21 protein-coding genes are annotated in these 24,807 nt (G+C 61.2%); 8 read left to right on the top strand and 13 right to left on the bottom strand.

Annotated features, from left to right (window positions below):
- The first annotated feature begins 56 nt into the window (after nt 1–56).
- From QMX88_RS18995 to QMX88_RS18980, 4 genes are all read left to right on the top strand, one after another.
- Entirely contained in the window at nt 57–1,265 is a 1,209-nt protein-coding gene (locus QMX88_RS18995) for a CmpA/NrtA family ABC transporter substrate-binding protein (RefSeq protein ID WP_282371839.1), read from the top strand.
- Nucleotides 1,266–1,277: 12 nt separating this feature from the next.
- Nucleotides 1,278–1,853, top strand: coding sequence for an ANTAR domain-containing response regulator (locus QMX88_RS18990; RefSeq protein WP_172612633.1), 576 nt, complete (start codon nt 1,278–1,280; stop codon nt 1,851–1,853).
- Between the two features lie 336 nt (nt 1,854–2,189).
- Complete coding sequence (locus tag QMX88_RS18985) at nt 2,190–3,401, top strand: nitrate/nitrite transporter (RefSeq protein WP_172612634.1); 1,212 nt, start codon at nt 2,190–2,192, stop codon at nt 3,399–3,401.
- 51 nt (nt 3,402–3,452) lie between these two features.
- Entirely contained in the window at nt 3,453–5,105 is a 1,653-nt protein-coding gene (locus QMX88_RS18980) for a bifunctional protein-serine/threonine kinase/phosphatase (RefSeq protein ID WP_282371848.1), read from the top strand.
- A gap of 162 nt (nt 5,106–5,267) precedes the next feature.
- Here QMX88_RS18980 and QMX88_RS18975 read toward each other — a convergent pair whose 3' ends face one another.
- From QMX88_RS18975 to ppsA, 8 genes are all read right to left on the bottom strand, one after another.
- A complete protein-coding gene (locus QMX88_RS18975; RefSeq protein ID WP_037011036.1) occupies nt 5,268–6,302 on the bottom strand; it encodes an OmpA family protein in 1,035 nt (344 codons plus the stop codon).
- A 107-nt stretch (nt 6,303–6,409) separates the two neighbouring features.
- Entirely contained in the window at nt 6,410–7,000 is a 591-nt protein-coding gene (gene sigX, locus QMX88_RS18970; protein WP_065988497.1) for an RNA polymerase sigma factor SigX, read from the bottom strand.
- 89 nt (nt 7,001–7,089) lie between these two features.
- Nucleotides 7,090–7,914 carry a mechanosensitive ion channel family protein gene (locus tag QMX88_RS18965; protein ID WP_037011040.1) on the bottom strand — a complete coding sequence of 275 codons (825 nt, stop codon included), beginning with the start codon at nt 7,912–7,914 and terminating at the stop codon, nt 7,090–7,092.
- A 2-nt stretch (nt 7,915–7,916) separates the two neighbouring features.
- A complete protein-coding gene (locus QMX88_RS18960) occupies nt 7,917–8,186 on the bottom strand; it encodes a CrfX protein (RefSeq protein WP_065988499.1) in 270 nt (89 codons plus the stop codon).
- 86 nt (nt 8,187–8,272) lie between these two features.
- Entirely contained in the window at nt 8,273–9,268 is a 996-nt protein-coding gene (locus QMX88_RS18955) for a zinc transporter ZntB (protein ID WP_282371838.1), read from the bottom strand.
- 51 nt (nt 9,269–9,319) lie between these two features.
- On the bottom strand, nt 9,320–9,808 hold the full coding sequence (gene rraA, locus QMX88_RS18950) for a ribonuclease E activity regulator RraA (protein WP_282371837.1): 489 nt from the start codon (nt 9,806–9,808) through the stop codon (nt 9,320–9,322).
- A gap of 222 nt (nt 9,809–10,030) precedes the next feature.
- Entirely contained in the window at nt 10,031–11,023 is a 993-nt protein-coding gene (locus tag QMX88_RS18945; RefSeq protein WP_282371836.1) for an alpha/beta fold hydrolase, read from the bottom strand.
- A 171-nt stretch (nt 11,024–11,194) separates the two neighbouring features.
- Complete coding sequence (ppsA, locus tag QMX88_RS18940; RefSeq protein ID WP_282371835.1) at nt 11,195–13,570, bottom strand: phosphoenolpyruvate synthase; 2,376 nt, start codon at nt 13,568–13,570, stop codon at nt 11,195–11,197.
- 149 nt (nt 13,571–13,719) lie between these two features.
- Here ppsA and ppsR point away from each other — a divergent pair, with 149 nt between their 5' ends.
- A complete protein-coding gene (gene ppsR / locus QMX88_RS18935; RefSeq protein WP_074887131.1) occupies nt 13,720–14,538 on the top strand; it encodes a posphoenolpyruvate synthetase regulatory kinase/phosphorylase PpsR in 819 nt (272 codons plus the stop codon).
- Between the two features lie 63 nt (nt 14,539–14,601).
- Here ppsR and prpF read toward each other — a convergent pair whose 3' ends face one another.
- The 5 genes from prpF to QMX88_RS18910 all read right to left on the bottom strand — a co-directional run bounded on the left by prpF (nt 14,602) and on the right by QMX88_RS18910 (nt 21,278).
- Nucleotides 14,602–15,792, bottom strand: a complete 1,191-nt coding sequence (prpF, locus tag QMX88_RS18930; RefSeq protein ID WP_282371834.1) for a 2-methylaconitate cis-trans isomerase PrpF — start codon at nt 15,790–15,792, stop codon at nt 14,602–14,604.
- Nucleotides 15,793–15,844: 52 nt separating this feature from the next.
- On the bottom strand, nt 15,845–18,439 hold the full coding sequence (gene acnD, locus QMX88_RS18925) for a Fe/S-dependent 2-methylisocitrate dehydratase AcnD (RefSeq protein ID WP_282371833.1): 2,595 nt from the start codon (nt 18,437–18,439) through the stop codon (nt 15,845–15,847).
- 62 nt (nt 18,440–18,501) lie between these two features.
- Complete coding sequence (gene prpC / locus QMX88_RS18920) at nt 18,502–19,629, bottom strand: bifunctional 2-methylcitrate synthase/citrate synthase (protein ID WP_282371832.1); 1,128 nt, start codon at nt 19,627–19,629, stop codon at nt 18,502–18,504.
- Nucleotides 19,630–19,683: 54 nt separating this feature from the next.
- A complete protein-coding gene (gene prpB / locus QMX88_RS18915) occupies nt 19,684–20,574 on the bottom strand; it encodes a methylisocitrate lyase (RefSeq protein ID WP_282371831.1) in 891 nt (296 codons plus the stop codon).
- A complete protein-coding gene (locus tag QMX88_RS18910) occupies nt 20,571–21,278 on the bottom strand; it encodes a GntR family transcriptional regulator (protein WP_282371830.1) in 708 nt (235 codons plus the stop codon). Before QMX88_RS18910 ends, prpB begins: the two co-directional genes overlap by 4 nt.
- Nucleotides 21,279–21,574: 296 nt before the next feature.
- Here QMX88_RS18910 and rloA point away from each other — a divergent pair, with 296 nt between their 5' ends.
- From rloA to QMX88_RS18895, 3 genes are read left to right on the top strand one after another with little or no spacing between them, the layout of a single operon-like run.
- Nucleotides 21,575–22,135, top strand: a complete 561-nt coding sequence (gene rloA, locus QMX88_RS18905) for a retropepsin-like aspartic peptidase RloA (RefSeq protein WP_282371829.1) — start codon at nt 21,575–21,577, stop codon at nt 22,133–22,135.
- Nucleotides 22,136–22,139: 4 nt separating this feature from the next.
- A complete protein-coding gene (rloB, locus tag QMX88_RS18900) occupies nt 22,140–23,690 on the top strand; it encodes an osmotic stress tolerance membrane protein RloB (protein WP_282371828.1) in 1,551 nt (516 codons plus the stop codon).
- A complete protein-coding gene (locus QMX88_RS18895) occupies nt 23,690–24,658 on the top strand; it encodes an alpha-L-glutamate ligase-like protein (protein WP_282371847.1) in 969 nt (322 codons plus the stop codon). The genes rloB and QMX88_RS18895 overlap by 1 nt, the downstream gene beginning before the upstream one ends.
- Nucleotides 24,659–24,807: the final 149 nt, after the last annotated feature.

Below are 24,807 nucleotides of genomic sequence, written 5' to 3'. Positions count from 1 at the left end.
TTTTGGACGATTGGCAGCGCTGACCAGCGCGTCGGCCTCCACGCGGAATGGCACTCATGAATGACACGCTTACACCCTCGCTGGCCTGGGTCAACGGCAGCGATGCACCGGAACTGACCAGTGTCGACCTCGGCTTCATGGCGCTGACCGACAGCGCCTCACTGATCGTCGCCGCGACCCAGGGCTTCGCTCAGCCCTATGGCCTGCACATCAACCTGCACCGGCAGACATCGTGGGCCAACCTGCGCGACAAACTGGTCAGCGGCGAACTTCACGCCGCCCACAGCCTTTACGGTCTGGTCTATGCCGTGCAACTGGGGCTGGCCGGGCCGGCAAAAAACATGGCCGTGCTGATGGGGCTGAACCAGAACGGCCAGAGCATCAACCTGTCGAGGGCGCTGCAGGATGCCGGCGTGACCACTCCTGAGGCACTCGATCGGCGCACGCACCAATGCGACTCAAAACTGACCTTCGCTCAAACCTTCCCCACCGGCAATCATGCGTTGTGGCTGTATTACTGGCTCGCGAGCCAGGGCATTCATCCGTTGCGCGACGTCGACAGCGTGGTGGTGCCACCGCCGCAGATGGTCGAGCACTTGCAGGCCGGGCGCATCGACGGCTTTTGCGTCGGTGAGCCGTGGGGTGCCAGCGCGGTTCAGCAGAACCTGGGTTTCACCCTGGCGACCTCCCAGGCCATCTGGCCGGATCACCCGGAAAAGGTGTTGGCGTGCAGCCTGGAATTTGCCGAGCAGTACCCGAACACGGCGCGAGCGCTGGTGATGGCGGTGCTTGAAGCCAGCCGTTTCATCGAAGAGAGCACCGACAACCGGCGCAGCACCGCGCAGCTGCTCAGCGCCGCCGAGTACGTGAATGCACCGGTCGGCGCCATCGAATCCCGGCTACTGGGCGAGTACGACGACGGGCTCGGCAACCGATGGCACGACCACCACGCGATCCGCTTCCATGGCGACGGTCAGGTGAACATGCCCTGGCTGTCCGACGGCATGTGGTTCATGACCCAGTTCCGCCGCTGGGGTTTGCTCCGCGAAGACCCGGATTATCTCGACGTCGCCCGCAGCGTCCAGCAGCTCGACCTGTACCGCGAGGCCGCCGACGCACTGGGCATCGCCGTCCCGCCGTCGCCGATGCGCAGCAGCCAGTTGATCGACGGCAAAATCTGGGACGGCAGCGACCCGGCGCGTTACGCCCGCAGCTTCAAGCTGCACGCGCTGGCCGATGCCGCCCTCGTTCATGCTGATCGCTGAGGAGACGCCAAGATGCTGCGAATCCTGTTGATCAACGACACCCCCAAAAAGGTCGGGCGCCTGAAAGCGGCGCTGACCGAGGCCGGCTTCGAGGTCATAGACGAATCCGGGCTGATCATCGACCTGCCCGCCCGAGTCCAGGCCGTGCGCCCGGACGTGATCCTCATCGACACCGAATCGCCGGGCCGTGACGTGCTGGAGCAAGTGGTGCTGGTGACCCGCGATCTGCCGCGCCCCATCGTGATGTTTACCGACGAGCACGACCCGGTCGTGATGCGTCAGGCGATCAAGTCCGGGGTCAGCGCCTACATCGTCGAAGGCATTCACGCACAGCGCCTGCAGCCGATTCTGGACGTGGCCATGGCCCGCTTCGAAAGCGATCAGGACCTGCGCGCGCAACTGCATGCCCGCGACCAGCAACTGGCCGAACGCAAGCGCATCGAAACGGCCAAGGGCCTGCTGATGAAGATGAAGCAGTGCAACGAAGAAGAGGCCTACACCCTGATGCGACGCCAGGCCATGAGCCGGCAGCAGAAACTGATTCAGGTGGCGGAACAAATCATTGCCATGAGTGAATTGCTGGGCTGAGCCTTTCCTTTTCCGAGCCGCGCGTGCTTGTTTCATCCAGACGGTTTCATCCAGACGGTTTCATCCAGCCCGTCTCTCCAGCCCGCAGCTCGCGGCGCACATTTGGCCCATGTATTGCTAGCTACACATCACAGGTAGCCAACGGCGGTTGCCCACTCACGACAAAGACGTCGCACCCCTTCGCGAAAGCGCACAGGGCTGCGGCGTTTTTCGTTTTTGCCCTGAACACATCGGGGCGGGTGGAGTGCCGGTCTGGTGCTTCGCCTGCGTGACCTGACCCGTAGCGGTGCGAGCGACATCTCCACCGAACACGAATCCCTGCAGATGAGGTGGTAGATGAACACGAGTTTCTGGAAAGCCGGCCATAAACCGACACTGTTCGCAGCGTTCCTGTATTTCGACCTGAGCTTCATGGTCTGGTACCTGCTCGGCCCGATGGCCGTGCAGATTGCCGCCGACCTGCATCTGACCACCCAGCAGCGGGGCCTGATGGTCGCCACGCCGATTCTCGCGGGTGCGGTGCTGCGCTTCATCATGGGCATGCTCGCCGATCAGTTGTCGCCGAAAACTGCCGGGATCATCGGCCAGGTCATCGTCATCACCGCGCTGCTGGGCGCCTGGCAACTGGGCATTCACAGCTATGAACAGGCGCTGCTGCTCGGCGTATTCCTTGGCATGGCCGGCGCGTCTTTCGCTGTGGCCCTGCCCCTCGCCTCCCAGTGGTACCCGCCGCAGCATCAGGGCAAAGCCATGGGCATCGCCGGCGCCGGCAACTCCGGCACTGTATTCGCCGCACTGATCGCGCCCGTCCTCGCCGCCAGCTTCGGCTGGAACAATGTGTTCGGCTTTGCCGTCGCGCCATTGCTGCTGACCCTCATCGCGTTCTCGCTCATGGCGAAAAACGCCCCGGAACGCCCCAAAGCCAAATCCATGGCTGACTATTTCAAAGCCCTGGGCGACCGCGACAGCTGGTGGTTCATGTTCTTTTACAGCGTGACCTTCGGCGGCTTCATCGGCCTGGCCAGCGCCCTGCCCGGCTACTTCAACGATCAATACGGCTTGAGTCCGGTGACGGCGGGTTACTACACCGCCGCCTGCGTCTTCGGCGGCAGCATGATGCGGCCACTGGGCGGCGCCCTCGCCGATCGCTTCGGCGGGATTCGTACGCTGTCGGGCATGTACGCCGTCGCCGCCATCTGCATCGCCGCCGTCGGGTTTAACCTGCCCAGCTCATGGGCCGCACTGGCGCTGTTCGTCGCGGCCATGCTCGGCCTCGGTGCCGGTAACGGCGCGGTGTTCCAGCTGGTGCCGCAACGCTTTCGCAAAGAGATCGGCGTGATGACCGGCCTGATCGGCATGGCCGGCGGCATCGGTGGCTTCCTGCTCGCCGCCGGGCTCGGCGCGATCAAGCAGAACACTGGCGAGTACCAACTGGGCCTGTGGCTGTTCGCGTTCCTTGGCGTGCTGGCCTGGTTCGGCCTGATGAACGTCAAGCGTCGCTGGAGAACCACCTGGGGCTCGGCCGCGGTCACCGCCGCCCGTGTCTAGGCCGTGAGCGTCAATCCGGGGCTGACGCCGGTCGCGCCCACTGCGACCGGTTTGCAACTGCGCGTCGCCGAATTCAGCGCCACCGGGCCGCGGGCGGAGAATCAGGACGCCCTTCGCGTGGTCACTCCCGCTGCAGCGCTCGCGGCCAGCAAGGGCTATCTGTTCGCCCTTGCCGATGGCGTCAGCCAATGCGCCGATGGCGGTCTGGCCTCCCGGGCCACGCTGCAAGCGCTGGCAATGGACTACTACGCGACGCCGGAAACCTGGAGCGTCGCCCAGGCCCTTGACCGCCTGCTGCTGGCACAGAACCGCTGGCTGCTGGCCAACGGCTTGTTGACCACCCTCAGTGCGCTGGTCCTGCGTGGGCGACGATTCACCCTCGCCCATGTCGGCGACTGTCGCGTGTATCGCTGGCACTCAGGGCTGCTGCAGCGAATCAGCCAGGACCACGTATGGGAACAGCCAGACATGCAGCACGTGCTGAAACGCGCGCTGGGCCTGGATCAATACGTGGTCATGGATTACCTGGACGGCGAACTGCGGCCCGGCGAGCGCTTGCTGCTGGTCAGCGACGGGGTCTGGGCAACGCTGGGCGATGACCGAATCGGCTCGATCCTCAACGAACAGGCAGATCTGGACACGGCTGTCCGAACGCTGGTCAATGCCGCACATCTGTCCGGCAGCGCCGATAATGCCAGCGCCTTGCTGATCCAGGTGGATCAGTTGGGCTCGGACAGCTTGGGTGAAACGCTGCTGCAACTGCAGCAATGGCCTGCCCCACCCCTTCTCAAAGCAGGCCAGATGTTCGAAGGCTGGCAGGTCGAAACGCGCTTGAGCGACTCGCGACAGTCCCTGCTCTTCCGCGTACGCGACAGCCAGCAGCAACCGTGGCTGCTGAAGACGCTGCCGCCCTCACGGGTTGACGAGGCCGGCGCGGCAGAGGCCTTGTTGCTCGAAGAATGGTTCCTGCGTCGCGTTGCGGGTCGCTTCTTTCCCGAGCTGCACCCGCTCGGCCAGCGCCAGCATTTGTATTACGTGATGCGCGAGTATGCCGGCCAGACCCTGGCTGAGATCTTCGCTCAGGAAGGACCGATGGCGCTGTCGCCGTGGCTGAGTCTGGCCAAGGAGTTGATCGCTGCCGTTGGTCTGCTGCACCGGCGCAACATCATTCACCGCGACATCAAGCCGGAAAATCTGCTGCTCGAGCAGGCGGGAGGTTTGCGCGTCCTGGATTTCGGGCTCGCCTACAGCCCGGGTCTGTCAGTGGATCAAGGCGGCGACGTGCCCGGTACGCCCAGCTTTATGGCGCCTGAAGTCTTTGAAGGCGCAGAACCCTGCCCGGGTTTCGACCTGTATGCCGCCAGCGTCACGCTGTATTTCCTGCTGACCGGTCATTACCCCTACGGCGAGATCGAGCCCTTCCAGCGCCGCCGCTTTGGCAAACCGCTGTCGGTCAGTCGTTACCGACCGGATGTCCCGGAGTGGCTGGAGCAGCATCTGCAACGCGCGCTGCTGGCTGATCCGCTAAAGCGCTTCGAGACTGCGGAGCACTGGCTCGTGCATTTTCAACAGGGCGAACTTTCGCCGCTGGATAAACGCACTGTCCCACTGCTGGAGCGCGAGCCGCTCAAGGTTTGGCGCGCAATTGCGCTGATGTCGCTGCTGATCAATCTGGTTTTGTGGGGTTTGCTGCTCAAACGCTAGTCTGGACTTAGTCGTTCAAGGGCATCTGCTTAGATGGATCCAGGTTCATCTCTGTCTATTCGCTTAGACGATCAGACCGGGAATGAATGGGGACGAGAGGAGGTTAAATCGCAGGCAAAGAAAAACCCGGCCGGAGCCGGGTTTTCCGTGAAGCGAGGCTAATTACTTAGCTTGGGCTTCTACTTGTGCTTCTACGCGACGGTTTACAGCGCGGCCAGCGTCAGTTGCGTTGTCAGCAACTGGGCGGGTTTCACCGTAGCCAACCGAGTTTACGCGGTTAGCGCCAACACCGTACTGGTTAACCAGAACTTGCTTAACGGCGTTTGCACGACGCTCGGACAGCTTCTGGTTGTAAGCGTCAGGACCGACGGAGTCAGTGTGACCTTCAACAGTGGTGGTGGTTTGTGGGTACTGCTTCATGAAGTCAGCCAGGTTCTTGATGTCGCCGTAGCTGTTTGGCTTCACAACCGACTTGTTGAAGTCGAATTTAACGTCCAGCTCAACGCGTACGACTTCAGCAACAGCTGGGCAGCCGTTAGCGTCAACAGTCACGTTTGCTGGGGTGTCAGGGCACTTGTCAACGTTGTCGCAAACGCCGTCGTTGTCGCTGTCGGAGCACACTTCAGCTACTGGAGCCGGTGCTGCTTCAACTTTCTTCGAACCGCCGCCGAAGTTCACACCGATACCGACGCTTGGCGCCCACTCGGTGTCGCCTTGGTCGATGTTGTACTGAGCTTCAACGCCAGCACGGGCATAGAAGTTGTCAGTGAAGTACAGCTTGGCACCGCCGCCGATGTTGGCGAAGGTGGAGCGGTTACGACCGTTGCTGCCGTTCTGATCGATGCTCTGATCGGAGAAACCAGCCGAAACGTATGGACGCAGCATGTCGCCCGGGTTGTTGAAGTGGTACAGAGCGTCCAGAGCGGTGTTCGCGCCCTTGATGTTCTGGCCATTGTCGCTACGGACGTTGTGCACTTCGTCATAGCCCAGACGCAATTCAACGTCGTCGGTCAGGAAGTAGCCAACAGAACCGCCGAACAGGTTGCCGTCGTTTTTGAAATTACGAGCGCTGTCGAACTGTTCTTTCTTGGCGAAGCCTTCGATTTCGACTGCGCCTTGGCCTTGAGCCAGAGCGCCGAACGAAGTTGCGGCAACAATAGTACCAATGGCCAAGCCCAAGGTGTTTTTCAGTTTCATCCGTTAAATCCCCATCTGGTGATTGTAAAGCAGTCCCCCTTAGCGAGAGACAACTCGTCGGCAAGTCTATCAGAACTTGCCTGCTCGTTAGAGATATTTGCACCGAGTTAAGTTTCGGTAACGCCTGCAAATTTCTCACGTAATTTATCAAGTGCCCGTTTGTAACGCATTTTCGTGGCACTCAGGCCCATGTGCATGATGTCAGCGATCTCCTGAAATTCCAGCTCTGCGACAAATCGTAGCACCAGAATTTCCCTGTCGATCGGATTCACATGCACAAGCCAACGATCAAGCCCGCCCTTTTCTTCTGGTTTCGGCGTCTTTTCTTCCGACGCTTCCTCGAGGGGGTCAAGACTCAAAGCGTCCAGCAACCGACGCTTTCGCCGCTCCTTCCTGTACTGCGTGATGCATTCGTTGTACGTGATGCTGTAGAGCCAGGTTTTGAACTTCGATTTACCCTCGAAGTTCTTCAAGCCATACAACACCTTAAGCATCACTTCCTGACAGACATCGTCAGCATCGCGATCGTTCCCCAGATACCGTGCGCAGACGTTAAAAAGTGTCCGCTGGTAACGACGCATCAGCTCTTCGTAGGCACGCGTCACATGAAACAGCTCGGCGTGCGAACGCGCAACCAGCTCCTCATCGGAGAGCTCGCGTGGGTCGTAGCGCAGAGAGGGCGTTTGAACGTTATTCAAAACAAGTCGTGCCGACAGTCGGGTAGATGTCCGCCGCGTCCGGGAATCGCCCGGGTTTTGCGGCGGCATACATTAGCAGATTCGCCGGCTCAACGGCTGCTCACTCGCTGCTCGAGGAGGATCCGGTTGGACAAAGACACCAACTCGCCTTCCTCGGTCAGCAGGGTGGTCTTCACCGTGCCAATTTCTTCGATCTGCCCTTCGACCTCACCCACACGCACTTGTTGCCCTACCTGGTACAGCTCACGTACATAAATTCCTGCCAGGATCTGGCTCGCGATTTCGCGGCTTCCCAGGCCCATGGCCAGCGCAACGGCCAGACCAACGGTAATCAATCCGATAACAATAACGTGGTTCAGCAGGTCGGTTTTGACCTCCAGCTGACTGATCGCCACCGAAATACTGATGATGATCACCAGCCACTGAGCGATTCGCCCCAGGCCGGCCGAGTAATCCAGGCCCACCCCTTCGGCAGCGCCCCGCACAATACCGTTGACCAACTGCGCCAGCAAGACACCCACCAGCAACACTAGCGCGGCGCCGAACACCTTCGGCAGGTACAGCGCGAGCATGTCCAGAGTCGCCGAGACCCGCTCCAGCCCCAGCGATTCTGCCGCCGACACCAGAAAAATCAAGAGCACGAACCAATAAACGATCTTGCCGATCAGGGTCGAAATCGGGACCTGAATGCCCGCGCGGCTGATCAGCTTGGTCAAACCGGTGCCGCCCATCAGGCGATCCAGACCGAGTTTGGCCAACAACTTCGAAAGCAGGGTGTCGAGCAGCTTTGCCACCACGAAACCCAAAAGCACTACGACCAGCGCGCCGAACAGATTCGGGATGAAATTCGCGACTTTAGTCCACAGCGCAGTCATTGCGGTAACCAGGCTCTGCGTCCAGAGATCCAATTCCATATTCAATCAGCCTTGTCTTGTACACCGGTCCCGGCAAACGCAGTACCGGTACCTTTCGCCTTGCGGCGGGAAACGGGTGAAACGTGGGCGGAGCCGTTATTCACGGCAATCATCAAAGCCTGCGTGCAACGACCCAGAAGACTGAACAGATCACCGGCGCCGACCTGACGGTTGGCGGTCTTCAACACTCGGCCCAGAACGGCATCATCGTCCCGGCTGCTGGACGAAGCGTTGAGCATGTCGCGCAGTGATTCTTCAAACGGGTCGTGCATAGGCACCTCACGCAATATCACTGAAAGACGCAGCCAATTCTGCCTGAGTCACACGACACACATGAACGCCTTCCGATTTTTCATCCTCACACCCAGCGCAAACGCTTGAACAGCCACATCTGGCCGACGGCCACAATGAGCATCAGGCCGCAGGCATACACAAATCCGTAGGGATTTTCCGACCCCGGGATGCCCCCCACGTTGATCCCCAACAAACCGGTCAGGAAGCTCATCGGCAGGAAGATGCCGGTGATGACTCCAAACCGATAGACGGTCCTGTTCATGCGCTCGTTGCGGCGTCTGTCTTCGGCCTCAAGCACAAGCCCCACGCGCTCTTTGGTCAGTTCCAGCTCTTCGAGATAGCGTGTCAGGCTGTTGTTCAATTCGTTCCAGTAATCGGCGTCATCCTCCAGAAACCACGGCATCTTGCTGCGCGTCATCTGGGCGTAGATCTCCCGTTGCGGCGCCAGGAACCTTCGCAGCCCCGCCGCTCGCCGGCGGATGTGCACCATGTTGCCGTGCTCGGGCAGATACCGCTCGTCGGCATCTATGCGTTCTTCCATGTCATCGACCAGTTCGGTCAGCTCGCTGACCACAGCCTGAACCTTGTCGGTCAGAAACTGAGCCAGATACAGCAGCAATTCGGACGCGGTTTTCGGGCCCTTGCCCTCATTCAGTGAAGCGATCAGCTCATCGGTTGCCCTTAGCGAGCGCAATCGCAAAGAGATAACGCGCTGGGTGGCGGCAAAGATGCGTACCGAGACCATGTCTTCCGGTTCGGCGCCAGGGTTCAGGTTGATCCCGCGCAGGAACAGCAACAGCTCGTTTTCGGGCAAGGCCAATAGCCGTGGCCGGGTGTTTTCTTCCAGCATCAGGTCACAAACGAACTCGCTGAGACCGCTGGTCTTGCGCAGCCAGGTCTGGGTCTGCGGATGGCTGCGGTCCCAGTGGAGCCACACACTTTCGTGGGGCTCCAGCTGCAGGCCATCCAGTGCAGTTCGGGGGATTGAACGCGCCCCGCCCTTCCCGTCCAACACAAGGGCATGAACCAGCCCCCACTGCGCGTTTGTTTCGTCGAACATTCGTGTCCTTGCTGAGTGAATGGCTACCAGCGTGAAGAGGGATAAAACCGATCAGTCCGGCATCTTCAGTGCGCTGGGCGAAACGATGATTCCGTTGTTGTCGGCATAGATGAATTCGCCCGGCCTGAACGTCACACCGCCGAAGGTCACCACCTTGTTCAGGTCACCGAGGCCACGCTTTTCGGTCTTGAGCGGGTGACTGGCCAATGCCTGCACACCCAAGTCGGTCTGTGCCAGTACATCGACGTCGCGCACGCAGCCGAAGATCACCATGCCCTCCCAACCGTTTTTCGCTGCTTTTTCGGCAATCATGTCACCGAGCAATGCGCAACGCAGCGAGCCTCCGCCGTCCACGACCAATACTTTTCCGTGGCCAGGCTGTTCGGCCTGCTCGCGCACCAGCGAATTGTCTTCGAAGCACTTGAGCGTGACGATCTCGCCGCCGAATGAATCACGGCCACCAAAGTTGCTGAACATCGGCTCCACCACCTGAACCCGCTTAGGGTAGGCGTCGCACAAGTCCGGGGTGATGTAATGCATGGGTAACTCCTGTCAGGAAAGCTCTGTGATGGGGGAAAACAACTACAAGGATAGACGGCCTGCGTCAACGGCCGACGCTTCAACGGGCTGCATCCTTATATAGCACCTCACACAGAACACACATCTGACCAGCGATTCTCCACCCGGCCATTCAGCCCCGGTGCTGAGTGAGTGCAGCTTATCGCCAAGTCGGCGCCCAAGGAATGGTTGCGCCCGTCACAATCACAGAGTTGCCATCATGTTCAGCGTTGATTCAGCCTCTTCTACAGCCACATGACGGTTCAGCCAGTCCGCTACGCGCGGCCACACCTGGGTTTGCGCGGCTTTGCTGACCAGCATCGGCACGTGGCCGAAGTCTTCGCTGAAACCCTGTTCGCGGCCCAGGACGAGAAACGTCTTGTCTTCGCTGCCGAACCGCTCGAAGAGCTCGTGGCACGCCCATTCCGGGTCCTGATGATCGCCAGCGCCAGCCACGCACAGCAGCGGGACCGTCACCTGTTGCAGCCCGGCCCACCAGTCCTCCTTCTTGTGCCCGAAGCCGCCGAACAGGCTATGCCAGCGCATGCTTTCCAGCAGGACGCCCATGGGCTCGTCTTCCGGGCCGCGCTTGAAACGCGGGCCTGACACGTGCTCGAAGCGTTTAAGCAGCAGCCGTGCCGCCCATTGCAGCGGCGGTACTTTCAGCGGCCAATGGCTTCGGGTGACCTGACTGCCGAACAGAGCCACCGAGGCCGCGTCGTCCGCCGTCAGGTACTGCCCGCCGAATGCTGCAGCCAGGGTCGTGCCGCCCAGGGAGTGGCCGATCCAGTGGGGCGCCTCGCCGGTCTGCTCGCGCACGAACGCCGCGATGGCCGGCAGATCAAAGCGTGCGTAATCGGCCACGCAATTGGTTTTGTACGCACTGTTGCGCGCCGACAGGCCGTGACCGCGCATTTCCGGGATCCACACATCGAACCCGGCACGGGCCAGATACGCGCCCAGGCCGATGCCCTTGGGCGAGTACCAGAAGCGCCGGTTGGAAAAGCTGCCGTGCAGCAGGACCACCGGCACGCCTCGGGCATCCGGTGCAGCCACAAGACCCAGCCGGGTGACGGCGATTTCGACAGTGAAATCCGGGCTGTTGCCGGGCTTCAAACGGTAGACGTCCTCGGTCAGGTCGCCACGACGCTCGGCACTGATCAGGGCCACGGGAAAGAGATGACTGCTGCTTTGCATGGTGCTTCTGCTGGACGCTCTTGGTGGATGGGTGAATGGCGGTTGCGCGGAACAGCAGGTTGACGCTGCCAGCGCACTGAAAATCACCCACAAAAAAGGGCGGATTCGTTAAAAACCGCCCTCTCGGGAAACCGGCCCATGGAAACGGGCCGGCATCTTACTCGATCTGCATCAGGTTGGAGCGTCCTCTTCGGACAGGAAGAACCAGGTTTCCAGTACCGAATCGGGGTTCAGAGAAACGCTTTCGATGCCCTGCTCCATCAGCCATCGCGCCAGATCCGGGTGATCGGACGGGCCCTGGCCGCAGATGCCGATGTATTTGCCGGCCTTGTTGCAGGCCTGAATGGCGTAGGACAGCAGCTTCTTGACCGCAGGATTACGCTCGTCAAATAAGTGGGCGATGATCCCGGAGTCACGGTCCAGGCCCAGGGTCAGCTGGGTCAGGTCGTTGGAACCGATGGAGAAACCGTCGAAGAATTCGAGGAATTCATCGGCCATCAGGGCGTTGGACGGCAGTTCGCACATCATGATCACGCGCAGACCGTTTTCGCCACGGGCCAGACCGTTCTCAGCAAGCAAATCGATAACCTGGCTCGCTTCGCCCAGGGTGCGGACGAACGGCACCATGATTTCGACGTTGGTCAGGCCCATCTCGTTGCGTACGCGCTTAAGGGCACGGCATTCCAGCTCGAAGCAGTCGCGGAAGTTTTCGCTGATGTAACGCGACGCACCACGGAAGCCCAGCATCGGGTTCTCTTCTTCCGGCTCGTACAGCTTGCCGCCGATCAGGTTGGCGTATTCGTTGGACTTGAAGTCCGACAGGCGCACGATGACTTTTTTCGGCGAGAAGGCCGCTGCCAGGGTGCTGATGCCTTCCACCAGCTTCTCGACGTAGAACCCGACAGGGTCGTCGTAACCGGCGATGCGCTTGTCGACGCTTTCCTTGATGTCCTGGGGCAGGTTGGCGTAGTTCAGCAGCGCCTTGGGGTGCACGCCGATCATGCGGTTGATGATGAATTCCAGACGCGCCAGGCCGATACCGGCGTTGGGCAGCTGGGCGAAATCAAACGCGCGATCGGGGTTGCCGACGTTCATCATGATTTTGAACGGCAGGTCAGGCATGGCGTCGACGGAGTTCTGCTTGATGTCGAAGCCCAGCTCACCCTCGAAGATGTAACCGGTGTCGCCCTCGGCGCAGGACACGGTGACGCCCTGACCTTCCTGCAACAGCTCGGTGGCATTGCCGCAACCGACCACTGCCGGAATGCCCAGCTCGCGGGCAATGATCGCCGCGTGGCAGGTGCGCCCGCCACGGTTGGTGACGATGGCGCTGGCGCGCTTCATGACCGGTTCCCAGTCCGGGTCGGTCATGTCTGAGACCAGCACATCGCCGGGCTGGACTTTGTCCATCTCGGACACGTCCTTGATGATCCGCACCTTGCCGGCGCCGATGCGCTGGCCGATGGCGCGGCCTTCCACCAGAACGGTGCCCTTCTCCTTCAGCAGGTAACGCTCCATGACATTGGACGAACTGCGGCTTTTCACGGTCTCCGGACGCGCCTGCACGATGTACAGCTGGCCGTCGTCGCCGTCTTTGGCCCACTCGATGTCCATCGGGCACTGGTAGTGCTTTTCGATGATCATGGCCTGGCGTGCCAGGTTGCTGACTTCCTCGTCGCTGAGGCAGAAACGCGCGCGGTCAGCCAGGTCGACGTCAATGGTCTTGACCGATTTGCCGGCCTTGGCTTCTTCGCCGTAGATCATCTTGATCGCCTTGCTGCCTAGGTTGCGGCGCAGGATCGCCGGGCGACCGGCTTCAAGGGTGTTTTTATGAACGTAGAATTCGTCCGGGTTGACCGCGCCCTGGACGACCGTCTCGCCCAGACCGTAGGCGCCGGTGATGAAAACCACGTCGCGGAAACCGGATTCGGTGTCCAGGGTGAACATGACGCCAGCGGTGCCGGTTTCAGAACGCACCATGCGCTGCACGCCAGCGGACAGCGCCACCAGCTTGTGGTCGAAACCCTGATGCACGCGGTAGGAAATGGCGCGGTCGTTGAACAGCGAGGCGAACACTTCTTTCGCCGCGCGGATCACGTTTTCGACGCCACGGATGTTCAGGAAGGTTTCCTGCTGACCGGCGAAGGAGGCGTCCGGCAAATCTTCAGCGGTAGCGGAAGAGCGCACGGCCACCGCGATGTCCGGGTTGCCCGCCGAGAGCTCGGCGAAGGCGGTGCGGATTTCGGCGTTGAGCTTCTCGGGGAATTCAGCCTCCATGATCCACTGACGGATCTTGGCGCCGGTTCTCGCCAGCTCGTTGACGTCGTCGACATCCAGCGCGTCGAGGGCCCGATGGATCTGATCGTTCAGGCCACTCTGCTCAAGGAAATCACGGTAGGCCTGGGCGGTAGTGGCAAAGCCACCGGGAACGGACACGCCTGCGCCCGCCAGGTTGCTGATCATCTCGCCGAGGGATGCGTTCTTGCCCCCCACGTGCTCAACATCATGTTTGCCGAGCTTATCGAGGGAAACTACGTACTCTACCAAGGTGATCTCTCCACTAACCGGTTATTGTTGGAAATGCTTTGGTGCGGGAATCGCGGCGATTGAAAACGGGTAGACTGCGGCCAGTCATGGCCCGCAAGCCGGCCTATCATATCCACAAATTGTCTTCAGCTTAAGGCCCCGGGGCGCAAATGAAACGATCCGCTTTTTTCATCTCCGATGGCACCGGCATCACCGCCGAAACCCTTGGCCAGAGCCTGCTAGCGCAATTTGAAAACATTACATTCAACAAGTTCACGCGCCCCTATATCGACAGCGTCGAGAAGGCGCGGGCCATGGTGCAGCAAATCAACAAGGCCGCCGAGAAGGACGAAGCCCGTCCGATCATCTTCGACACCATCGTCAATCAGGACATCCGCGAGATTCTCGCGACCTCCGACGGCTTCATGATCGACATCTTCTCGACCTTCCTCGCCCCGCTGGAGCTGGAGCTTAGTTCACACTCGTCGTATTCGGTGGGGAAATCCCACTCCATCGGGCACAACTCCAATTACATGGAGCGGATCGAGGCGGTGAACTTCGCACTGGACAACGACGACGGCGCCAGGACCCATTATTACGACAAGGCCGACATCATTCTGGTGGGCGTGTCACGCTGCGGCAAAACCCCGACCTGCCTGTACATGGCCATGCAATTCGGTATCCGTGCAGCCAATTACCCGCTCACCGAAGACGACATGGAACGCCTGCAGTTGCCTGCTGCGCTGAAGCTGCACCGGGACAAGCTATTTGGCCTGACCATCGACCCCGACCGCCTCACCGCCATCCGCCACGAACGCAAACCCAACAGCCGCTACGCCAGCTACGCCCAGTGCGAGTTCGAGGTGCGCGAAGTCGAGGGCCTGTTCCGCCGCGAAAACATCCCGCACATCAACTCCACGCATTTTTCGGTCGAGGAAATCTCGGCGAAGGTTTTGGTGGAGAAAGGCGTCGAGCGGCGGTTTAAGTAGCTGAGCAGCGGCAAGTTTGAAGCTACAAGCTGCAAGTTGACGGAGTCAGGCCTTGCCGTTCGGTCAGAAGCTGTCACCCGGCACGCGCACCCATCCTTCCATCAATACCCGCGCGCTGCGGCTCATCATGGCTTTTTTGACTTGCCATTCGCCGTCGACCAACACCGCTTCGGCTCCCACGCGCAGGGTCCCGGAGGGGTGGCCGAAGCGCACGGCACTGCGTTCGCCGCCGCCCGCTGCCAGATTGACCAACGTCCCCGGAATCGCTGCCGCCGTGCCAATAGCCACTGCCGCGGTGCCCATCATGGCGTGGTGCAGTTTGCCCATGGACATGGCGCGGACCAGCAAATCTGTGTCTTCGGTTGTGACGCGCTTGCCGCTGGAAGACAGGTATTCCGCGGGCGCGGCCACGAACGCCACTTTGGGTGTGTGCTGACGCGTCGCTGCCTCCTCGACAGTGCCGATCAGCCCCATGCGCACTGCCCCATAGGCGCGGATTGTTTCGAACATGCTCAGGGCTTTCGGGTCGCTGTTGATCGCGTTCTGTAACTCGCTGCCCGTATAGCCGATGTCAGCGGCGTTGACGAAGATCGTCGGGATGCCGGCATTGATCATCGTCGCCTTGAACGTCCCGACGCCCGGCACTTCAAGCTCATCCACCAGATTGCCGGTAGGGAACATCGAGCCGCCAGCGCCCTCCTCGTCGGCGGCCGGGTCCATGAACTCCAGCTGCACTTCCGCCGCTGGGAAGGTCACGCCATCGAGCTCGAAATCGCCGGTTTCCTGCACCGCGCCGTCGGTCATCGGCACGTGGGCGATGATGGTTTTGCCGATGTTGGCCTGCCAGATGCGCACTACCGCGACGCCGTTGCGGGGGATCCGCGCCGGGTCAACCAGACCGTTGCTGATGGCGAACGGGCCGACCGCCGCCGACAGGTTGCCGCAATTGCCGCTCCAGTCGACGAAGGACTTGTCGATGGCAACTTGGCCGAACAGGTAATCGACGTCGTGATCGGCTTTCTCGCTCTTTGACAGGATCACCGTTTTGCTGGTGCTCGACGTCGCGCCGCCCATGCCATCGATCTGCTTGGCGTAGGGGTCGGGGCTGCCGATCACCCGCAGTAACAAGGTGTCACGGGCAGCGCCGGGGGTTTGCGCGGCTTTGGGCAGATCGTCCCGGAGGAAAAACACGCCCTTGCTGGTGCCACCGCGCATGTAGGTCGCGGGAATCTTGATCTGTGCTGTGGAAGCCATGGAACGGTTCCTTCTTTATATAGAGCGCGCGTCATATAGAGCGCGCGTCGGCTCAGGCGACGGCCGAGGATTCGAGGAAGTCCTGGGCGAAACGTTGCAGCACGCCGCCGGCTTCGTAGATCAACACCTCTTCCCCCGTGTCGAGGCGGCAGGTCACCGGCACCTCAACGCGCTCGCCATTCTTGCGCTGGATGATCAGCGTCAGCGTGGCACCCGGCGTACGCGCGCCGATCACGTCGTAGGTTTCGCTGCCATCGATGCCCAGGGTCAGGCGATTGGTGCCTGACTTGAACTCCAGCGGCAGCACGCCCATGCCCACCAGATTGGTGCGGTGGATGCGCTCGAAGCCTTCGGCGACGATGACTTCGACGCCCGCCAGGCGCACGCCCTTGGCGGCCCAGTCCCGGGACGAACCCTGGCCGTAATCGGCGCCGGCGATGATGATCAGCGGCTGCTTGCGCGCCATATAGGTTTCGATGGCCTCCCACATCCGCGTAACCTGGCCTTCCGGCTCGATCCGCGCGTAGGAACCCTGCTTGACCTTGCCGTTCTCCAGCACCATTTCATTGAACAGCTTGGGGTTGGCGAAGGTGGCGCGCTGGGCCGTCAGGTGATCGCCGCGATGGGTGGCGTAGGAGTTGAAGTCCTCTTCCGGCAGGCCCATTTTATCCAGGTATTCGCCGGCCGCGCTGTCGAGCATGATCGCGTTGGACGGCGACAGGTGATCGGTGGTGATGTTGTCCGGCAACACCGCCAGCGGACGCATGCCCTTGAGGGTTCTCTCGCCGGCCAGGGCGCCTTCCCAGTACGGCGGGCGGCGAATGTACGTGCTCATCGGCCGCCAGTCGTAAAGCGGCGCGACTTTCGGCCCGGTATCTTCGTGGATGGCGAACATCGGGATGTACACCTGACGGAACTGCTCCGGCTTCACCGAGGCCTTCACCACCTGATCGATCTCGGCGTCACTCGGCCAGAGGTCTTTCAGGCGGATTTCTTCGCCGTTCGGGCCAAGACCCAGCACATCTTTCTCGATATCGAAGCGGATCGTTCCGGCGATGGCGTAGGCCACCACCAGCGGCGGCGAGGCGAGAAAGGCCTGCTTGGCGTAAGGGTGAATGCGCCCGTCGAAGTTGCGGTTGCCCGAAAGCACTGCCGTGGCGTACAGGTCGCGGTCGATGATTTCCTGCTGGATCACGGGGTCCAGCGCGCCAGACATGCCGTTGCAGGTGGTGCACGCGAACGCGACGATGCCGAAACCCAGTTGCTCCAGCTCGCCGGTCAGCCCCGCTTCGTCGAGGTACAGCGCGACGGTCTTCGAGCCCGGCGCCAGGGACGACTTGACCCAGGGTTTGCGTGTCAGTCCCAGGCGATTGGCGTTGCGCGCCAGCAAGCCTGCAGCGATGACGTTGCGCGGGTTGCTGGTGTTGGTGCAACTGGTGATGGCGGCAATGATCACCGCGCCGTCCGGCATTTCGCCCGGGGTTTCCTCCCACGGCGCCGCAATGCCTTTGGCGGCGAGATCAGAAGTGGCTACACGTGCGTGTGGGTTGGACGGCCCGGCCATGTTGCGCACGACGCTGGACAAGTCGAAACGCAGCACGCGCTCGTATTCGGCCGTGACCAGGCTGTCGGCCCACAGCCCGGTATGACGGGCGAAGGTCTCGACCAACTGCACTTGCTGGTCTTCGCGCCCGGTCAGCCTGAGGTAATCGATGGTCTGTTGATCGATGCTGAACATGGCGGCGGTCGCGCCGTATTCGGGGGCCATGTTCGAGATGGTCGCACGGTCGCCGAGGGTCAGCGCGCGGGCCCCTTCGCCGTAGAACTCAAGGTACGCGCCAACGACCTTTTGCTGACGCAGGTATTCGGTGAGCGCCAGCACCACGTCGGTGGCGGTAATGCCCGGCTGCGGACGGCCCGACAGTTCGACGCCAATGATGTCCGGCAGGCGCATCCACGAGGCACGGCCGAGCATGACGTTCTCGGCTTCCAGGCCACCGACGCCGATGGCAACGACGCCCAGCGCGTCGACATGGGGCGTGTGGCTGTCGGTGCCGACCAGCGTGTCCGGGAAGGCGACCCCGTTCAGCGTCTGGATCACCGGCGACATCCGCTCCAGATTGATCTGATGCATGATGCCGTTGCCCGGCGGGATCACTTCGACGTTCTTGAACGCCTGCTTGGTCCAGTTGATGAAGTGGAAGCGGTCTTCGTTGCGACGGTCTTCAATCGCCCGGTTCTTGCTGAACGCGTCCGGGTCGTAGCCACCGCATTCGACGGCCAGCGAGTGGTCGACGATCAACTGCACGGGCACCACGGGATTAACCTGCGCGGGGTCGCCGCCCATGTCGGCGATGGCATCGCGCAAGCCGGCGAGGTCCACCAGCGCGGTCTGGCCGAGGATGTCGTGGCAGACCACGCGCGCCGGAAACCACGGGAAATCGAGGTCGCGCTTGCGTTCGATCAATTGCGAGAGCGAGGCCGTCAATGTCGTCGGATGGCAACGGCGCACCAGGTTTTCGGCGAGCACGCGGGAGGTGTACGGCAGCGTGGCGTAGGCGCCGGGCTTGATCGCATCGACCGCCGCGCGGGCGTCGAAGTAATCCAGCGCAGTGCCGGGCAGGGCTTTGCGGTATTCAGTGTTCATCGTCAGGACTCGATCACGGAAAAGTTACGGGTGGAGAGCCCCGTGGAACTCTCCTTTCCCCATCAGCGCTGTTCGATGGGCACGAATTTGCGCTGTTCGACGCCGATGTATTCGGCGCTCGGTCGGATAATGCGGTTGTTGACGCGCTGTTCGAACACGTGGGAGGCCCAGCCGGTCAGGCGCGAGCAGACGAAGATCGGGGTGAACAGCTTGGTCGGGATGCCCATGAAGTGGTACGCCGAGGCGTGATAGAAGTCGGCGTTGGGGAACAGCTTCTTCTGCTCCCACATGGTCTTGTCGATGGCTTCGGAGACCGGGAACAACACCGTGTCGCCCACCTCCTCCGCGAGCTTTTTCGACCAGCCCTTGATCACCTCGTTACGCGGGTCGTTGTCCTTATAGATCGCGTGACCGAAGCCCATGATCTTGTCCTTGCGTTCGAGCATCGCCAAGGTGCCCTGGGTGGCTTCTTCGGCCGACGAGAACTTCTGGATCATCTCCATCGCCGCTTCATTGGCGCCGCCGTGCAAAGGCCCGCGCAACGTGCCAATGGCTGCGGTGATGCAGGAAAACAGATCGGACAGGGTCGACGCGCAGACCCGGGCGGTGAAGGTCGAGGCGTTGAATTCGTGCTCGGCGTAGAGAATCAGCGACACGTCCATGACCTTGCGGTGCAGTTCGCTCGGCGCCTTGTCCCGCAACAGCTTCAGGAAGTGCCCGGCGATGGACACCTCGTCAGTGACGCAATCGATGCGCTTGCCGTCATGGCTGAAGCGGTACCAGTAGCACATGATCGCCGGGAACGCGGCGAGCAGGCGGTCGGTGGAATCGAGCTGTTGGGCGAAACCGGCTTCGGGCTCGAGATTGCCGAGCATCGAGCAGCCGGTGCGCATGACGTCCATGGGGTGGGTGTCGGCGGGAATGCGCTCGAGCACTTCTTTCAGCGCCTGGGGCAGGTCACGCAGGCCCTGAAGTTTCTTCAGGTAACCGTCGAGCTGCGCCTGGGTTGGCAGTTCGCCGTACAGCAGCAGGTACGCGACTTCTTCGAATCGGGCGTCGGCGGCGAGTTCACGCACGTCATAGCCGCGGTAGGTCAATCCGGCGCCGGCCTGGCCGACGGTGGACAACGCGGTCTGTCCGGCCACCTGGCCTCGCAGGCCTGCGCCGCTCAATACTTTTGCTTCAGCCATTGCTGTCTCCAGTCTTGTAGTTGTGTGGGAATCGGCAATTCATTTGCGGCTTTTCTACGATTTCTTCTGCGCAAACAGGGCATCGAGCTTCTGCTCGAATGCGTGATAGTCGATGCGCTCGTACAACTCCATGCGCGTCTGCATGGTGTCGACGACGTTCTTCTGGGTGCCGTCGCGACGAATCGCGGTGTAGACGTTTTCCGCCGCCTTGTTCATCGCCCGGAACGCCGACAGCGGGTACAGCACCAGCGCCACTTCAGCGGACTTCAGCTCGTCGGTGGTGAACAGCGGCGTCGAGCCGAATTCGGTGATATTGGCGAGGATCGGCGCCTTCACCCGTGACGCAAACAGCTTGTACATCTCAAGCTCGGTGATCGCTTCCGGGAAGACCATGTCGGCGCCCGCTTCGATGCACGCAGCGGCGCGGTCCAGAGCAGACTCCAGCCCTTCCACCGCCAGCGCATCGGTGCGCGCCATGATCACGAAACTGTCGTCGGTTCGCGCATCAACCGCCGCCTTGATGCGGTCGACCATCTCCTGCTGCGAGACGATTTCCTTGCCGGGCCGGTGACCGCAGCGCTTGGCGCCAACCTGGTCCTCGATGTGCATCGCCGCCGCGCCGAACTTGATCATCGACTTCACCGTGCGCGCCACGTTGAATGCCGAGGCACCGAAGCCGGTGTCGACGTCCACCAACAGCGGCAGGTCGCAGACATCGGTGATGCGGCGTACGTCGGTGAGCACGTCGTCCAGACCGGTAATGCCGAGGTCCGGCACGCCCAGGGAACCCGCCGCAACACCGCCGCCGGACAGGTAAATGGCCTTGAAGCCGGCCCGTTGCGCCAGCAGCGCGTGGTTGGCGTTGATCGTGCCGACCACTTGCAGCGGATGCTCACTGGCAACGGCGTCACGGAAGCGTTGGCCGGGAGTGGTTCTTGTGGTCATTGTTCACCTCGGGCAGGGGCAGCGTGGAAGTGCTGCTCAATATTGCGTTTGGATGCGGCAATGTGGCGGCGCATCAACAGCTCGGCCAGCTCGCCGTCACGGTCGGCGATGGCGTCGAGAATACGGTGGTGCTCGGCGAACGCCTGGCGCGGGCGGTTGGGCGTTGTCGAGAACTGAATGCGGTACATGCGCACCAGTTGATAGAGGTCATCGCAGAGCATCTGGGTCAGCGTGCTGTTGCGCGCGCCCTGGATGATCCGGTAATGAAAGTCAAAATCGCCTTCCTGCTGGTAATAGCCGACGCCGGCCTGGAAAGCGCTGTCGCATTCGTGGGTTTCCAGCACGCGGCGCAGGTCGTCGACTTCTTCAACCGTCATGCGCTCGGCGGCGAGTCGACAGGCCATGCCTTCGAGGGATTCGCGGATTTCGTACAGCTCGACCAGTTCGGCATGGCTCAGCGAGACCACGCGAGCGCCGACGTGAGGCACGCGGACCAACAGGCGCTGGCCTTCGAGCCGGTGAATGGCCTCGCGCAACGGCCCTCGGCTGATGCCGTAAGTGCGCGCCAGTTCGGGCTCGGAGATCTTGCTGCCGGGGGCGATATCGCCCTTGACGATAGCCGCCTGAATACGGCGGAACACGTTCTCGGACAGGGTCTCGGCATCCACCGGAGAGGCAGGCAGAATTTCTGCGGCATCCAACATTGTTGACACCTGCTGATTGAATGCCCGCAAATCTAGCGAAAGATGCCAGATTCGTCAAAGCAAAACGATCGATTGTCGACAATCATCTAATAGCGACACATTTTGACGAAAAGTCCGACAGCCCGTATCCGCGCCGCCCTTCGCTGGTGCCATAAAAGCTTCATGCTAGAATGCCGGCCGCCTCAGAACGCCCACGCGGGCAGCAGGCGGCTTTCGCAGGAGCGGCACCCTTGGTCAAACCAAAACCACTTTTCGACGTCAAAGCAGCTTCTTCACTTTTCATCGCGCCTGGACTTATGAGCCGCCACCCTCTTCTCTTCCTCTTATCGCTGTACCTGCCAGGCGTCCTTCTGCCCGGTTTTTTTCTCCCCGGCCTGGCCCTGGCCGCTGAAAAGACGGTGTATGGCCTGAACGAATATGCCGAGCTGGCCGACATCGACCTGCAGGTCGCGGCCAAACTGGACACCGGCGCCAAAACCGCCTCCCTGAGCGCCCGCGACATCAAGCGCTTCAAGCGCAATGGCGATTCCTGGGTGCGTTTTTACCTGGCCATCGACGACGCCCACGAACACCCCATCGAACGCCCCCTGGCCCGGGTCAGCAAAATCAAGCGCCGCGCAGGTGACATCGACGCTGATGACGACAAGAAATACACCGCACGCCCGGTCATCAGCCTGGATGTCTGCATGGGCGAGGCGCTGCGCACCATAGAATTGAACTTGACCGACCGCAGCGCATTCCAATACCCGCTTTTGATTGGCTCCGAAGCCCTCAAGCACTTCGATGCGCTGGTCGATCCAAGCCTGAAATACGCAGCGGGCAAGCCTGCCTGCGTCAATGCTCCAACCGCAGAGTAACGACATGCGCTCTCTTACCCTCCATCTGAAGATCCTGATCGCGACCCTCGTCACGCTGGGCATCGCGATCACGGCTTATCAGATATTGGTACTCGGCATTCCGGTGACCGAAGATGAAACCGACGACCTGTGGAACATCGACGCCAAGGTCGAGTTCGTCGCCAACCCCAAGGACACGGTCAAGGTGCAGATGTACGTGCCGCCGCTGGCCCGCGATTACATCAGCCTCAATGAAAGCTTCATCTCCAACAACTATGGCGTGAACGTCAACCGCGCCGACGGCAACCGCAAGGTCACCTGGTCCGCGCGCCGGGCCACCGGCAATCAGACGCTGTACTACCGACTGGTATTGACCAAGCGCTACAGCGGCGAGAAAGCCAAGATCAAGGGCCCGATCTTCCGCGACAGCATCGTCGTCGAAGGGCCGGAAAAAATCGCTGCCGACGCCCTGCTTGCGCCGATCCGGCAGCATTCCGCCGACGTCGAAACCTTCGTCAGCGAAGCCATCAAGCGGGTCAACAATCTGAGCGACGACAACGTCAAGCTGCTGCTGGCCGGCGATACGTCGGTGGCGAACAAGGCGCGCATCACCGAAACCCTTTTGTCCATCGCCCACGTGCCGGTGGAGAAAGCCCACACCATCCGTTTGGTCGCCGATCAGCCGCAGTCGCCGGAACTGTGGCTGCGCAGCTTCAATGGCAAGGACTGGCTGTATTTCAATCCGGAAACCGGTGAAGCGGGCCTGCCCCAGGACCGTCTGCTGTGGTGGATCGGCAATGACAACCTGATCTCCGTCGAGGGTGGCAAGAAGGCCACGGTCAACTTCAGCCTGAACAACAGCGAGATGAACGCGATTCGTCTGGCCAAGCTGACCGACGAAAGCACCGACGCCGACTTCCTCGAGTACTCGCTCTACAGCTTGCCGCTGCAAACCCAGCAGACCTTCATGATCATGGTGATGATCCCGATCGGCGTGCTGGTGATCCTGATCCTGCGCAACCTCGTAGGCCTGCAAACCCTGGGCACCTTCACCCCGGTGCTGATCGCGCTGGCGTTCCGCGAGACCCAACTGGGCTTTGGCATCGTGTTGTTCACCATCATCACGGCACTGGGCCTGTCCCTGCGCTCGTACCTGGAACACCTCAAGCTGCAAATGCTGCCGAGGCTGTCAGTGGTGCTGACCTTCGTGGTGGTGTTGATTGCCGCCATCAGCCTGTTCAGCCACAAGCTGGGGCTTGAGCGCGGGCTGTCGGTGGCGCTGTTCCCGATGGTGATTCTGACCATGACCATCGAACGCCTGTCGATCACCTGGGAAGAGCGCGGCGGCGGGCACGCGATGAAAGTCGCCATCGGCACGCTGTTTGCGGCGTCTCTGGCGCACATCATCATGAGCATTCCGGAGTTCATCTACTTCGTGTTCACCTTCCCGGCCATCCTGCTGATCCTGGTGGGTTTCATGCTGGCGATGGGGCGTTATCGCGGTTATCGGCTGACCGAGCTGATTCGCTTCAAGGCCTTCCTCAAGGAAGATGCCGAGCGGGAACACCATCAATGATCGGCTGGTGGAAAACCTGGAAGGCACTGGAAGCCAAGGGGATCATGGGCATCAACCGGCGTAACGCCGACTACGTGCTCAAGTACAACAAGCGCAGCCTCTACCCGATCGTCGATGACAAGATCATCACCAAGGAGCGGGCCATCGCAGCGGGCATTCATGTCCCTGAGTTGTACGGGATCATTTCCACCGAGAAGGAAATCGACAAGCTCGACACGATCATCGGCGGGCGAAGTGACTTTGTCATCAAGCCCGCCAAAGGCGCGGGTGGCGACGGCATTCTGGTCATCGCCGACCGTTTCGAAGAACGCTTCCGTACGGTGTCCGGGCGCATCATCAGCCACGATGAAATCGAGCATCAGATTTCCAGCATCCTCACCGGGCTGTATTCCCTGGGCGGCCACCGCGACCGCGCGCTGATCGAATACCGGGTCACGCCCGATCAGATTTTCAAGAGCATCAGTTACGAAGGCGTTCCGGACATCCGCGTGATCGTGCTGATGGGCTATCCGGTGATGGCCATGCTGCGGCTGCCGACCCGACAGTCCGGCGGCAAGGCCAACCTGCACCAGGGCGCCATCGGTGTCGGCGTCGATCTGGCGACCGGCCTGACGCTGCGCGGCACCTGGCTGAACAACATCATCAGCAAGCACCCCGACACCACCAATGCGGTGGATGGCGTGCAACTGCCGAACTGGGACGGTTTCATGAAGCTCGCAGCCGAGTGCTACGAGCTGTGCGGGCTGGGTTATATCGGCGTCGACATGGTGCTGGACCAGGATCGCGGGCCGTTGATTCTGGAGCTGAATGCCCGGCCGGGGCTCAACATCCAGATCGCCAATGACTGCGGCCTTACCCACCGCACGGTTGCCGTGGAGAAGCGGCTGGAAGAGCTGGCGGCGGAAGGTGTACACGAAAACCCGGAAGAGCGGGTCAAGTTTGCTCAGGGGTTGTTTGGGCACGTTTGAGCGTCTGTCTGTTGATCACGATGTTCAGTGTTCCTCTGACACATTGATGCCGCTCACACCGGCCCCTTCCCGGCTGAAGCCGGTCCCACTAAATACCGCGTGCCGTCAATGGGACCGGCTGAAACTCGGACTGTGGGACCGGCTTTAGC

This window comes from Pseudomonas sp. PS02290 (genome assembly GCF_029960075.1).
Classification (GTDB): domain Bacteria; phylum Pseudomonadota; class Gammaproteobacteria; order Pseudomonadales; family Pseudomonadaceae; genus Aquipseudomonas.
The sequence above is the reverse complement of the archived record's forward strand: the minus strand, read 5'-3'. Positions and strand labels throughout refer to the sequence as shown.